Raw genomic sequence first — 14,867 nt, forward strand, 5'->3', positions numbered from 1 at the left:
TATAGATGCCAAAAATAAGATTAAATAAAGCGGTTAAGGAATTCAACATTTCGATGTCTAGATTAGTGGAGTTTTTACAAGCTAAGGGAATCGAGGTTGAAAGCAATCCTAACGCTCAATTAGAAGAAGCGGCATATTCTGCATTGGAAGCTGAGTTTGCCAAGGATGGTGAACAACGTAAAGCTTCCCATGAGGTGGTGATCACAAAGGTTCCGGAAGAGAAACTGGAAATTGAGAAATCCCCTGAAGTAATAAGAGCTAAAGCTAGTAAACCAGAAACTAAGATTTTAGGTAAAATAGACTTGGAGGCTAGAAAGCCTGAAGTTGAAGAAGCTCCTGCAGCCCCTGTAGCAATACCGGTTGAAGAAAAGAAAGAAGAAATAGTGAAAGAAGAACCGGAAGTGAAAACAGCGCCTGAGAAGCAGGAATTTAAAGTTTTGGATAAGATTGATTTGTCTCAGATAGAATCTAGAAATAGACCTGTGAAAAAAGACAAACCAAAAATGGAGGAGAAAAAAGAAGAAGTGAAACCTGTGGAACCAATAAAAGAAACTCCAAAACCGGTTGTAGAGGAGAAAAAAGTGGAAACTCCAAAAGTTGAGGCTGAACCGGAGTCTCAGGAACCACAAAAGATTGAGACAGTTTATCAGAAGCTTGACGGTCCTAAGATCGTTGGAGAAAAGATAGACTTAACTCAGTTTGCGCCAAAACCAGGTTCTGGAGCAAAAAAGAAAAGAAAAAGAATTGAAAAACCCGGTGGCCCGAATAATAATCAGCAAGGTCAGGGGAATAATCAAAATTCTGGAAACAATAACCAAGGTGGTCAAAACCAAGGAAACCGTCAGAATAATAACAATGGCGGACAAGGTGGGAACCGTCCTCCGGGTCAGGGAGGCCAAGGAAACCGTCCTCCAGGACAAGGTGGTCAGGGTGGTGGAAACCGTTTTGGAAACAACCAAGGTGGCGGAAATCGTCCGGGTCAAGGTGGTGGCTTCAAAAAAGGAGGTCAAAACAACAGACCTGGTCAGCGAGTTATGCCAGTTGAATTAACTGACGAACAAGTTAAAAATCAGATTAAAGAAACTCTTGAAAAGCTTACCAATAAAGGAGGTAAGTCTAAATCTGCTAAACACAGAAAAGATAAGAGAACGTACCGTAGAGAGCAGGATGAGCGTCAGCAGGAGCTTGAAGCGCAAGACAGAACGCTTAAGGTAACAGAATTCATTACAGTAGGTGAATTGGCCAGCTTAATGAATGTTTCACCAACAGAAGTTATTTCTGCTTGTTTCTCATTAGGGGTAATGGTAACAATGAACCAGAGATTAGAAGCTGATACCTTATTATTAGTAGCAGATGAATTTGGTTATAAAATTGAATTCTCAGATGCTGATCTTGAAGAAAGCGAAAGCGAAGATGAAGTTGATAATGAAGAGGATTTAGTGAGCAGAGCTCCAATCGTTACAGTAATGGGACACGTTGACCACGGTAAAACTTCATTACTTGACTACGTAAGAAAAACCAATGTAATTGCAGGAGAATCCGGAGGGATTACTCAGCACATAGGTGCTTATAATGTGAAACTGGAAAACGGTCAGAGAATTACTTTCTTAGATACACCAGGTCACGAAGCATTTACGGCGATGAGAGCCCGAGGTGCTCAGATTACGGATATTGCTATCATTGTAATTGCGGCTGATGATGATGTAATGCCTCAGACGAGAGAAGCTATTTCTCACGCTCAGGCAGCGGGGGTACCAATGATTATTGCATTGAACAAAGTAGATAGACCAAGTGCAAATCCTGATAATATCAGACAACAGCTTTCCGGGATGAATATCCTTGTAGAAGAATGGGGTGGAAATGTTCAGGCGCAGGAAATTTCTGCAAAATTTGGTAACAATATGGATGTTCTATTGGAAAAAGTATTACTTCAGGCAGAAATGCTTGATTTAAAAGCTAACCCGGATAGAAATGCTCAAGGAGTTGTTATTGAGGCTTCACTAGATAAAGGAAGAGGATATGTTGCCACGATGTTGGTACAAACCGGTACTTTAAGAGTTGGAGATTATGTAGTGGCTGGTAAAAACCACGGTAAGGTAAAAGCGATGCTTGATGAAAGAGGAAGAAACCTTACAGAGGCGGGCCCATCTATCCCGGTAACTATTTTAGGGTTAGACGGAGCACCAACAGCAGGTGATAAGTTTAAAGTATATGAAGATGAAAGTGAGGCTAAAACTATTGCCAATAAGAGAGAACAACTTCAGAGAGAGCTTTCAATCAGAACGAAGAAACATACTACGCTTGAGGAATTAGGTAGAAGAATTGCTTTAGGAGACTTTAAGGAATTAAATATTATTCTGAAAGGTGACGTGGATGGTTCAGTTGAAGCATTATCTGATCAGTTACAAAGATTGTCTACTGGTGAGATTAACGTTAATATTCTTCATAAAGGAGTAGGTCAGATCACAGAATCTGATGTTAACTTAGCGGCTGCTTCAGATGCTATCATTATCGGATTTAACGTAAGAGCTGGTGCTAATGCTAAAGATCTTGCAGATAGAGAAGAAATTGAAATCAGAAACTATTCTGTAATTTATGCAGCAATAGAAGAAGTGAAAGAAGCTATGGAGGGTATGCTTTCTCCTGAAATTAAAGAACAGGTCATCGGTAATGTTGAGATCAGAGAGGTGTTTAAAATCTCTAAGGTTGGAACAATTGCCGGTTGTATGGTTCTTTCAGGAAAAGTAGCCAGAAACTCCAAAGTAAGAGTATTGAGAGATGGTATTGTTAAGTTTGACGGAGAGCTTGAAAGCTTGAAGCGTTTCAAAGATGATGTAAAAGAAGTAACCAAAGGTTATGAATGTGGTCTGAACCTGAAAGGATATAACGATATTGAGATCGGAGATATTCTTGAAGTTTATGAACAGGTAGCTGTTAAAAAGAAGCTAAAATAATATCACAAATAAATATATTATTAACCTGCCGTTTCTCTGAAACGGCAGGTTTTTTTATGGTATTTCATTTCAAAAATACTATCCGATGTTGATTTTATTAACCATTAATTGATTATAGATTTATATTTTTTAGTTTGATTAAAAACAACGGTTAAGGTCAATTTTTTCCTTGCTGGATAGAGTAATTCGCTTATATACTTAACTATATGGTGAATTATAAAGGATGTATTATTTTCTATTGATTCAATTTATTTTTTAAGTATATCCCTTATTTTGGTTTTCCACTAATGATTGTGGTTTTCTGTAATGTGTTGGAAATGTGGTGTGAATAGGTGGTTTTGGCATTTTTATAGCCATTTTAACCTTAGGGAAAGCGGGTTTTGGCAATAAAATAATTTAGAATCATTATAAATAAAAAAAAATAAACTACGGATTGATTATTTAGAGTGTGTTATTTTTAGTATATTTTAGTTTTATGGTGTTTTTTTACCTTAAAAATTGTTAAATATTTATAATTTAAGCTAAATACTAAGCGAATTGTTAAAATTATACTATTTAGTCAAAGTGAAAAATTTGCTAGTGTTAATATTTATTAACATATTTGTTGCTAAAATATATTAAAATTTGTTAATATGAATGTTAAACTATGTGTATTGAGTGTAGGGGCTTTGTTCTTCTTGGGACAAACGGCTTTTGCACAAACAAAAAAGAAAGATACTGCTGCTCAAGAAACTAAAATTGATGAAGTAGTAGTAACTGGTTATCGTCTTAAGAAAACAGACGAGATAACGCAAGCGCAATCAGTTATTGGTGCTGAAGAATTGAAGCAGCAATCCAATACTCTTTCTTTAACAAACATGCTACAGGGTAAGGCACCTGGAGTACTTGTGCAAACCAATAGCGGTCAGCCAGGAAGTTCTGGGGCAATTACCATTAGAGGGTTTTCGAACTTTTCTAATACAGGAGCTCTGGTTGTGATCGATGGGCAATATTCTACTTTTGCTCAGTTAAATGCATTGAACCCAAGTGATGTTGAATCACAGGTTATCCTTAAAGATGCTGCGGCAACTGCTCAGTATGGTTCAAGAGCAGCTGCAGGGGTAATTGTGGTTACTACTAAAAAAGGATCTAGAGGAAAAACAAATTATAGTTTTGAATCAAGATATGGTACTTCGTGGAAAGTTTCAGATAAAGAGCTGAATTTTACAATGATGAATTCTGCGCAAAAACTTGCGTTTGAAAATGAAATTGCTCCTTTAGTGGGTAATACTCCTTGGTCGGGCGCTGAAGTAGCACAAATGACTGGTCAGGATCATAATTGGCAAAAAGACATTCTAAGAAACTCAAGAGAAGAATCATATTTCTTTTCAGCGAATGGTGGTACTGACAAAAGTTTGTTCTACTACTCTTTAGGATATGATGCTAATTCGGGGATTATACGCTATATAGACGCATTGAAAAGATATTCTGCCAGATTTAATTTTGAAAATCAATTGAATGATAAAATTAAAATCGGTGTTAACTTAGGTTTACAGTATCAGAAGACTCAAGATCAAAGAGATCTTAGTAATGCACAGAACCCATTCTATTTTATGTATCAGGCGAACCCTTATGAGCCTATTTTCTTGGATAATGGTTCTTATAATCCTACTATGTTGGATTTCCCTGTCCTTGAAGCACTTCAAAGAAATACAACCAAAAATAGTAATCTACGTATCACTGGAAATATTTTTGGAGAATATAAATTCGTAGACTGGTTGAAGTTTAGATCTTCATTATTTACAACATACGGACAAACTAAAATTAAGGCTATAGTTGAGCCGGGGTCTTTCCTGGATGGTAAGCTGGGGTATAACGGGCAGGTTCAGCAGGTAAATAATGATTTATTCTATCTTACAGCTAACCAGAGATTAGATTTTGATAAAAAATTTGGCGATCATAAAGTGACAGCTACTGCTTTCTATGAATATAGTTCAGAAGACTCTAATACAATGTCAGCAATTGGACGTAATTATAAGAGTCCAGGTTTCGATATTCTGTCGAATATGGTAACTCCTTTTGCGACTACCAGCGGAAGAACACAAACCAGAAGGACTTCACTTGCCTTATTAGCGGATTATAGCTATGATCAACGATATATTGTGAGTGCATCGATAAGACGAGACGGATCTTCAAGATTTGGTTTGGATCAGCAGTTTGGTACTTTCTGGAGTGTGAGTGGTGCATGGAATATTGCAAAAGAATCATTCATTAATGTTCCTGAATTAAAAGCATTAAAACTTAGAGGATCTTATGGTATTGCCGGAAATGATGCTCCGCTTCCTGATTATGTAAACCAGCCATATGGCGCATTTGGATTGTATGGTACCAATGCAACAACATATGCTAACATGACCTATGGAAACAAAAAGATAGAGTGGGAAAAAGTTGATATTACCAATGTTGGACTAGATTTCAATTGGAGTAACAGATTCAGAGGTTCCGTAGAATATTTCATTAACAAAAGAAAAGATTTCTTGCAGGCTATTCCTTATGGAGTGAATTCAGGAAGTTATACAGTATATGAAAATGCGGGAGATATGGAGAATAAAGGTTTTGAATTTGATCTTTCAGCAGACATTGTTAAGAAAGCAGATTGGGGAATTCAGTTGAGAGGAAACTTCTCCAATATTAAAAATAAAATCTTAGCACTTAGAGATGGTGAAACTTCCAGAAATATTGGAAATAACAATAAACTTGAAGTTGGAGAAACTCCTTTCTATTACAGAATGGTAAGATCCGCAGGAATTAATCCTCAAACTGGGGAGGCGTTATATTACACAAACCGTACGGTAGCAAATCCTGGTGAGACTTTCATGGATACTCCTGGAGGAAGAGTTACTAATGTATATTCTACATCAGATATTCAGGATATCAAAGATAAGTCTCCTTATCCTAAATATTTTGGAGGTTTTGGAGCGACTTTTACTTATAAGAATTTTGATTTAACGGCTGATTTCTCATATAAATTTGGAGGATATTCTGTGAATTATGAAGCACAGAACAGACTTGACCCTTCTCAGTTTAGCTCAAATAAGTCCGTTGCAGCTAATAATTTCTGGAGAAATCCGGGAGATACTAATGTTCTTCCTGTGCCAAACCCAGATGGGATCTGGACTACAGATGATTTCTTACAAAAGACAGATTATATCAGATTCAGAAGTTTAAATATTGGATATACTTTTGATAAGAAGTTTTTAGGAGAGAATATTCCATTAAACTCTATTCGTGTGTATCTGCAAGGTCAGAACTTATTCATATGGACAAATTATGAAGGAGATCCTGAAGTTGCAGTAGGTAACTCAGAAGGTAACACTGCAGTTCCTGGTTCTTATACTAATTACACTTATCCTTCACAGAAAACAGTATCTTTTGGTATTGAGTTACAATTTTAATCGATCTTAATTATGAAAAACAATATAATAAAAATAGCTGCATTAAGTATCTTGACATTAGGTGTGTTCACATCTTGCGAAAGAGAGTTAGATCAAAGTTCTTTCAGCCAGGCTCCTCTGGATCAGGCAATGAAAGACCCTAAGAATTTTACACAGGCAATTGATGGGGCTTATTCTGCGATAAAAGGAGTTTCAACGGCCAATAATCCAAGTGGTTCTGCGTTACCGGGGAGTGGTTTAGGTTATTTTAATAATGATACAGGAAACCAGATTATTATCCCGGATTTAACTACGGATAACCTTATTGTAAACCCTCAGGGAAGACAATCTAATTTCACGGCATACAACTGGAGCTTTTCTGCTAATAATGCATCAGTAACCGGATTGTTTACACAGGGATATGCTGTTATTGCAAGAGCTAATATGCCATTGTCTTATCTTGATAATCTTCCTGCGGGAACTTTTAAGAATAATATAGAGGCTCATGCCAGAGCAATCAGGGCAGCAGTGCACTTTGATTTGGTAAGAGCTTATTGTAAAATACCAACTCAATCTTCGGATGCAAATGCATCATTAGGTATTTCATATGTAAAGACTTTCAATCCGAAGGATCCGGGTACTCCAAGAGATCTTAGTGTAGCGCAGGTATATGATAATATTATTGCAGATTTAAATTTTGCATTAGCTAATATTACAGATGAGCCGGGTAATAAATCTAGATTCAATAAAGCCTCTATTAATGGGTTGCTTTCTAGAATTTACCTTTACAAAGGAGATTATAATAATGCAGTTACTGCAGGAAATGCATCTATTGCACTGTCTTCTAGTGTTGGTCCTATTGCTAAGTTTGCTAATATCTGGAAATCAAACGAATCTGAAGGTGTACTGTTTAAGATTCTTAATTCACCTCAGGAAAATGTAACAGTAGGGGTTGCTTATCAGCAAGGGTATAATCCGCAAGCAGATGGAAGTGTAGGTCAGATAAAATCTGAATATGTTGTACCTAAATCTCTTTATGATTTATATACTACAACGGACGTTAGGAAATCTGCTTATATGGTGAGAGCTCCATTTCAGACTACTCAAAGAAATCACGTGATTAAGTGGGGTAATAGTGCAGGTACGGGAACTCCATTGAATGTTGTTGAGGTTAAATACCTGAGAACTGCAGAGGTGTATTTAAATGTTGCGGAAGCTGCCTATAAATTAGGAAATGAAGCACTTGCCAATACTCTTCTTGGTACTTTGAAGGCTCAGAGATACACAGACTATACTACTGTTACTCTTACAGGTACGGCTCTTTGGAATGAAATCATGCTTCAGAGGAGACTTGAATTGGCTTTCGAAAATGATAGATTCTATACATTTAAAAGACAGGGGCGTACAATGCAGAGAACTGGTGAAGGTCCTAATATTGACGGAACGGGTTCTGCATCACTTGTACAGACTATCCAGCCTACTGATACGAGATGGCAATGGCCAATTCCACAAACGGCTATTAATATTACACCATCACTTCAACAAAATCCTGGATATTAATATCTAAATTATCAATCCTGAGCTGTTAATACCGCTAAAAGGATAAGAATTAATAATTAAACCAGAGCAAAATATTTTTGCTCTGGTTTTTGTTTTTCATGTCATGTCGTTTTGATCTTATTCAGCTTGAGTAATAATTAGAAAAAAACAGACATCATATAGTACAATAGATATATCCTTTTTTCTTTCTGGGATTGTTCAATACTTATGCTTTTGAATTTTAGGTCTATTTTTTTATACGAATTATTCCTTCGGAAAGCATATTTTCACTGGGAAGAATTTTATTTTATATCGTATTTTAATCGCTTCTTTTCTCTCTTTTTTCTCTATCTAAATGAATCTTTCATGCTTTTTGATAACTTTTTAGAATTTTATTAATTAACAGGCGATATTTAAATTGGTTTTACAAACGTTAAAAACTTCTTTTTGGTTAATATTTTTCATTATAATTATATTTTTCGTAAAAATAATTTATTTAATTCATTTATTGTTAAAATTTTTTTTCGCTAAAAAATTAGAGTTAATGTGTTGAAAATGCCTGCTGTAGGTAAAAAGCTTGTGGATGTTAATATTTATTAACATATTTGTCGCCTTAAAATTTATTAATAAAATTTGTTAATATGAATGTGAAACTAAGAGTATTAAGTGTTGGGGCTTTATTTTTTTTAGGGCAAACAGCTTTTGCGCAAAAGACAACAAAAGACTCTGCTTCGAATGAAACGAAAATTGAAGAAGTAATCGTTACAGGGTATCAGAAAAAGAAAGCGGATGAAATTACTCAGGCTCAGGCTGTAGTAGGTGGTGATGAGATCAGAAGAAACAGTCCTACTACCTCTATCGGTAACTCGTTACAGGGTAGAGCTTCAGGGGTATTTGTACAAAGTACTACAGGACAGCCAGGTGCGGCTGCTACCATTCAGGTAAGAGGTATTGGTGGTGTTGGTGGTTCTTCAGAGCCTACTTATGTGGTGAACGGAATGTACATGACTGCAAGACAGTTTAGTGCGATCAACCCTGCAGACGTAGAATCTATTTCGATTCTTAAAGATGCTGCTGCTACTGCCCAGTATGGGGCAAGAGGTGCTAATGGGGTAGTTGTAGTAACTACTAAATCCGGAAAGGCTGGAAAAACTCATTATTCATTTGAAACTAAATTTGGTTTCGCTGAAAGATTAAAGGACAATAACTATACCATGATGAACTCACGGGAGTTAATGGGTTTCCAAAATCAATTGGGATATCTAGGGTTTAAGCCAAGATCTCAGCAAGAGATGGATAGACTTGCTGCATATGATCACAATTGGCAAAAAGATCTGTTAAAGCCTTCTGCAATTCAGTCTTATTTGTTCAGTGCACAAGGGGGATCTAAAGAAAGTACTTTTTATTATTCATTAGGATATGATTCTGACAATGGAATTATCAGAGATATTGACGGGCTTAAGAGATATACAGGTAACTTCGGTTTTACAAATAGACTGAGTGAAAAACTGAACGTAGGAATCAACCTTGGAGTTCAGTATCAGGTTACACAGAACTTCAGAGATAGAAATAATACGCAGAACCCATTCGGAGCAATGTACAAATATGCTCCATATGAGCCAATTTATAACCAGGATGGAAGTTATAATCAAACCATGAGAGCCGGGTCAAATGTTGTTGAACAGATCCGTAATTATAGATTAGATGATCAGAGACTGAGAATTCCGGTAACTTTATTTGCTGAGTATAAAATCATCGATGGTCTGAAATTTAAAACTAATTTCAACGGACTTTTTGACTGGTTTATGGGAACTCAGTGGTTGAAAAAAGGATCAAACCTGGATTTAACGACAAACAAAGTTCCTACAGGGGCATTGAATAAAAATACATTCTATGGATTTAACTATACTTGGAATAACTCAATCAACTACAAAAAATCATACGGAAGCCACAACTTTGATTTCTTAGGATTTATCGAATATAATGATAATTTCAACGAAACAACCAATGGAGGTGCTTATGGATTGAAGTCTCCTGTGCTAAACGTTCCTTCTATTACTACACCTTCAGAAAGAAATACATTTACCGGAATTAAGACGAGAAATACCCTTTTCAGTTTAGCGGGAATGTTGAATTATGATTATGAAGGTAGATATTTAGTAACAGGATCATTGAGAAGAGATGCTTCTTCAAGATTTGGTGTAAATAATCAAAGTGGTATCTTCTGGTCAGCAAGTGCTGCATGGAATATTGCGAAAGAAGAATTTATGAAGGGTGGCTTTATTAATGATTTAAAACTTAGAGGATCATACGGTACAACAGGTAATGATGGAACATTGCCGGATTATTATAATGTAACAAATGTCAGCTACGGATTATATGGTTCTAATGCCACTTTGTATCCTGGAACAAGCTCACAAGGAAGCTTTATCATCGGTAATGAGAATCTTAAATGGGAATCTAATGCGATTACCAACTTAGGAGTTGATTTCACTATGATGAATAGAAGAATCCGTGGATCAGTTGAAGTGTATCAAAATAAAAGAAAAGATTTTGTACAGCTTGTACCATTGGATAAACTGGAAGGAGGATATTACCAGTACATCAATGCAGGAGATATGTCTCAGAAAGGTCTTGAAGTTGAGCTGAGCGTAGATGTACTTAAAAAGAAAGATTTTCAGTGGAATTTACATGCTAATATTTCTTTTCAGAAATCAACTCTTGATAAGCTAGCAGACGGTCAGACTGAAAGAAACTTAGGAGATACTTATCTTAAAGTAGGTGAAAGCCCATATGTATTCTATAATGTAAGGTTTGCAGGAGTAGACCCTAATAACGGAGATGCATTATATTACGATAAAGCAGGAAATGTAACTAACGAATACAGTGCCTCAAATGCTGTTCCTCTTACGGATAAATCTCCTTTCCCAAAAAGTTTTGGTGGATTCGGAACTACACTTCAGTACAAAGGGCTTGATTTCAGTGCAGATTTTGCATTTAAACTGGGAGGATATACTTATAACAATATGTATGCAGCTGCTGTTGATCCTACTCTTGCTGTTGCAGGGAGAAATATGGCGCAATCTGCTGCTAATATTTGGCAAAAACCAGGGGATACGAATGTATTTCAGAAGGTGGATTCAAACGGTATGCGTGATTCAGACCAATGGATTGAAAAATCAGATTACTTGAGACTAAGATCCCTTACATTAGGATATACATTTGATAAAGAATTCCTTGGAGAAGGATCACCTATCAATAAACTTAGAGCATATGTACAGGGACAGAACTTATTTACTGTAACTAAGTTCCACGGAGAGCCTGAGGTTTCTGTAGGTTCTGGTGAGTCTACCGCATTATTTGTTCCTGGATCATACAACCTTTATACTTATCCTGCTGTAAGAACAATCCTGGTAGGATTGCAATTAGAATTTTAATATTGAATAGCTTTATGAAAAAGAATATAATAAAAATAAGTTTAGCTGCGTTAACTGCCTTTGTTACGTTGACGTCTTGTGATAGAAATTTAGACCAGGTTTCATCTATTAATGAAACTGTAGACCAGGCGATGTTAAGACCTGAATCGTTCAGGCAGGCTATGGACGGTGCCTATACGGCACTAAAAGGAGCGGGGTATTATAATGGAGATACGGGTAGTCAGCTTATTATGGGAGACCTTACTACGGATAATTTAATTCGTACAGCTTCAGGAAGAAATTCAAATTTTGCAGCATCAAACTTTGAGTTTTCTTCAGATAATTCACAGACAACAGGATTGTATAGTGCGGCTTATCTTGCCATCAGCAGAGCAAATTTTGTTTTGTCACATATCAATAACGGGGTATTATCAGGTGCGCAAAAAACAAATGTAGAAGCAGAAGCGAGAGCATTGAGAGCAATCGTTCATTTTGATATCGTAAGAGCATATTCTCAAATTCCAACACAGTCTGCAGGAGCTAAAAATTCTATTGGAATTTATTATTCAGAAAAATATTCTCCATTAAGTAATACTGCCTCCAGAAACCTAACGGTTGAACAGGTGTATGATAAAATCATTGCAGATTTATTATTTGCTGCTGATAATATTACACAGAATGATGCTGATAAAGGAAGAATGAGCAAGGCTGCTATTTATGGATTATTATCAAGAGTAAACCTTTATAAAGGAGATTATACTAATACAATCAAATACGGAGAATTAGCTTTAGGGCTTTCACCAAGTATTACCACAATCGATAACTTTACCAGAATTTGGAAAGAAAATGAAGGGCTATCCAGAATCACTGATGGTGTTCTATTCCAGGTATCTAATGCACCGGCAGAATCTAATACTGTAGGTTCAGCATACAACCAGGCAGTTCCTAACCTTAGATCAGAATTTGTGGTAGACTATGATTTGTATACGGCATATACAGCTAATGATATTAGAAAATCTGCTTACTTTACAACAAGTATATACAGTGGTGAAAAATATAACCACGTTACAAAGTATGCTGGTAACGGCGGTCCTGCTAATGTTGTACCCATTAAATACTTGAGATCAGCTGAAGTATTACTAAATGTTGCAGAAGCTCATTACAGAACAGGAAACCCCTCTCAGGCCCTTACTTTATTGAATAAATTAAGACAAGAGAGATATTCTTCATTTACTCCGGGAACAGAAGCCGGACAGGCTCTTTTAGATGCTATCCTGAAAGAAAGAAGATTAGAACTTGCCTTTGAAAATGACAGATGGTATACCCTGAAAAGATTAGGTCTTTCTGTTCAGAGATCAGGTAAAGGAGATATTTTTGATGGTACAGGAGCACCGGCTGTTAAGCAGACTCTTGCTGCCGGAAGTACAAAATGGCAATGGCCGATCCCTATTACAGCGATCCAGGCTAATCCTAATATTAAGCAAAACGACGGTTATTAATTATCGTACAATTCTATAGCAGAGGCTATCTCATTTTTGAGATAGCCTCTTTTATTTCTTATTATTTCTTATTTTTGCTGTACAATAATGAATAATGAAGTACATCCTTTTCATACTCATCTTCTTTGGTTTTGTGAGCAAAGCGCAGGTTGTGGATAAAACAGATCCTAACAAATCAACTCAAAAAGAAGAAGATACCCTGGTCATAGACTCCGGGAAAAAAGACTCCTTAAAAATTTTTAAACCTACCATCAACGATTATCAGTATCAAACCCAGTTTTCAGAAAAAAAAGTTTTTGATACGGTAATGACTTTTGATAAGACCCATATTTTTTCACAGTATAACAACCGTGATAATTTTGGAAGAGCTCAGCCGGCTAACATCGGAGCAGGTTTTAATCCGCTTGTATTTGAAGTGAATCCCGAGCAGAATTTATCTTTGCTCCCTTCCAATAAATCTTATATGATTCTGGGAGCTGATGATGTGAAATATTATGATGTAAAAACGCCCACCGCCTCATTCATCTACCATACGGCAATGAAAAACGGTGCCGCATTAAATTCAACCTATACCCAGAATATAGGGAAAAGATTCAATTTTGCTATTGAATATATGGGACTGCGCTCTCAGGGGTTTTACAGGAATTCCTTAGCGGCAAATAACAATACTATATTTTCAGGACATTATACCTCAAAAAGTGGAAACTATGAGCTATTTGCCCATTACCTTCATCAGAATGTAAATAACCAGGAAAGTGGAGGGCTTGTGGAAGATAATCTGTTTCAAAATGGAGACAGTAATTCTAATAACAGGCAAAATATGCAGGTTAATCTGGCTTCCAGCAGCTCGCAGTTTGCTTATAGAAGGTACTATCTGAGTCATCAGTTCACTCCATTCAATGCGGAAAAATTTCCTTTCAGCATAAGACATACCATTTCCCACCAGGGAAACAAATATTATTATAACCAGGGAGCTCTGGAGCAGTATTGGTATGCTGAACCAACAGATTTAGTTAATGGATTTCCTTTGGCAACCAAAAAATATTCGGAGAATTTCAGCAATACGGTAAGTCTGGTTTTCAATAACGAAAAATTCAAACTGGATGCCGGAGTTCGTTATCAGGTTCTGAAGTTTGGAATTAATGACGCTGTTATTGCCAATGGGGTACCTTTTCCAAATGAGCTTAAAGAAAACAGGATTGGAGCTGTCGGCAATTTACAGGTAAAACTGTTGGATAAGATACAGCTGAATTCATTTTTAGAATTTTCAAACGGAAGCCAGTTTAAAAGCTATCTTAAAACGACAAATAATCTAAAATTTGAACCTATAAAAGATTATTTTGTCAATGCAAAAGTAAACTTCCAAAGCGCTTATCCCTCATTTAATTATTTATTAAATACTTCTGTTTACGGCAAGTATAATTATTACCTTGAGAATGCCAAGAATCAGTCGGTAATGGAAATTGGAGGAAGCATCAATCTGAAGTGGTTCAAGACAGAAATTTTCGCTAACTATTTCAGAATTGATAACTATACTTATTTTGACAGCAACGCTAATCCGAAACAGAGTGAAAGCTCATTGAACATTTCTCAGATCGGAGGAGATGCAACCTTCAGCTATGGTAAATTTCATCTAAATACAAGACTGCATTTCCAAAATGCATTAACGAATAAAGAATTGCTTCCTATGCCGGGTTTTATCGGAAGAGCTAATTTCTTCTTTCAGACACAGGCATTTAAAAAAGCTGCAGAAATTCAGGCAGGAGTTAAAGTGTATTACTTCTCTAAATTTGCATCCAGAGAGTATTTTCCAATCCTTAATGAATATATTCTGCCCAATGCAAATTCATTTTCCATTGGTGGGCAGCCTATTGCAGACCTTTATGTGAATATGAAAGTTAAAAAAATGTTCTTCTTTATTGAAGGACAGCAGATAGGAACTGTTATTTCCAATAACAAAGCATATGCATTTCCACATTACCCTGTATATGACTTCAGGTTAAATATCGGAATTGTGTGGTATTTGTTCAACTAAAAACAAAACAA

General features: G+C 36.3%; 6 protein-coding genes. All 6 read left to right on the forward strand.

The genetic code is table 11. The features are described from left to right. Window positions 1-5 precede the first annotated feature (5 nt). Window positions 6-2,954 (forward strand): translation initiation factor IF-2, encoded by a 2,949-nt coding sequence (infB, locus tag MP477_RS15910; protein WP_230033938.1) that lies wholly within the window; start codon window positions 6-8, stop codon window positions 2,952-2,954. A 632-nt stretch (window positions 2,955-3,586) separates the two neighbouring features. Then, window positions 3,587-6,388: a SusC/RagA family TonB-linked outer membrane protein gene (locus tag MP477_RS15915; RefSeq protein WP_257191162.1), complete on the forward strand. Its 2,802-nt coding sequence runs from the start codon at window positions 3,587-3,589 to the stop codon at window positions 6,386-6,388. Window positions 6,389-6,400: 12 nt separating this feature from the next. After that, window positions 6,401-7,927, forward strand: coding sequence for a RagB/SusD family nutrient uptake outer membrane protein (locus MP477_RS15920; protein WP_257191163.1), 1,527 nt, complete (start codon window positions 6,401-6,403; stop codon window positions 7,925-7,927). A 620-nt stretch (window positions 7,928-8,547) separates the two neighbouring features. After that, window positions 8,548-11,343 carry a SusC/RagA family TonB-linked outer membrane protein gene (locus MP477_RS15925; RefSeq protein WP_257191164.1) on the forward strand — a complete coding sequence of 932 codons (2,796 nt, stop codon included), beginning with the start codon at window positions 8,548-8,550 and terminating at the stop codon, window positions 11,341-11,343. A gap of 14 nt (window positions 11,344-11,357) precedes the next feature. Beyond that, on the forward strand, window positions 11,358-12,821 hold the full coding sequence (locus MP477_RS15930) for a RagB/SusD family nutrient uptake outer membrane protein (RefSeq protein WP_257191165.1): 1,464 nt from the start codon (window positions 11,358-11,360) through the stop codon (window positions 12,819-12,821). 94 nt (window positions 12,822-12,915) lie between these two features. Beyond that, complete coding sequence (locus tag MP477_RS15935; protein ID WP_257191166.1) at window positions 12,916-14,856, forward strand: putative porin; 1,941 nt, start codon at window positions 12,916-12,918, stop codon at window positions 14,854-14,856. Window positions 14,857-14,867: the final 11 nt, after the last annotated feature.

Source organism: Chryseobacterium sp. WG23, assembly GCF_024586575.1.
In the GTDB taxonomy this organism is placed as follows: Bacteria; Bacteroidota; Bacteroidia; order Flavobacteriales; family Weeksellaceae; genus Chryseobacterium.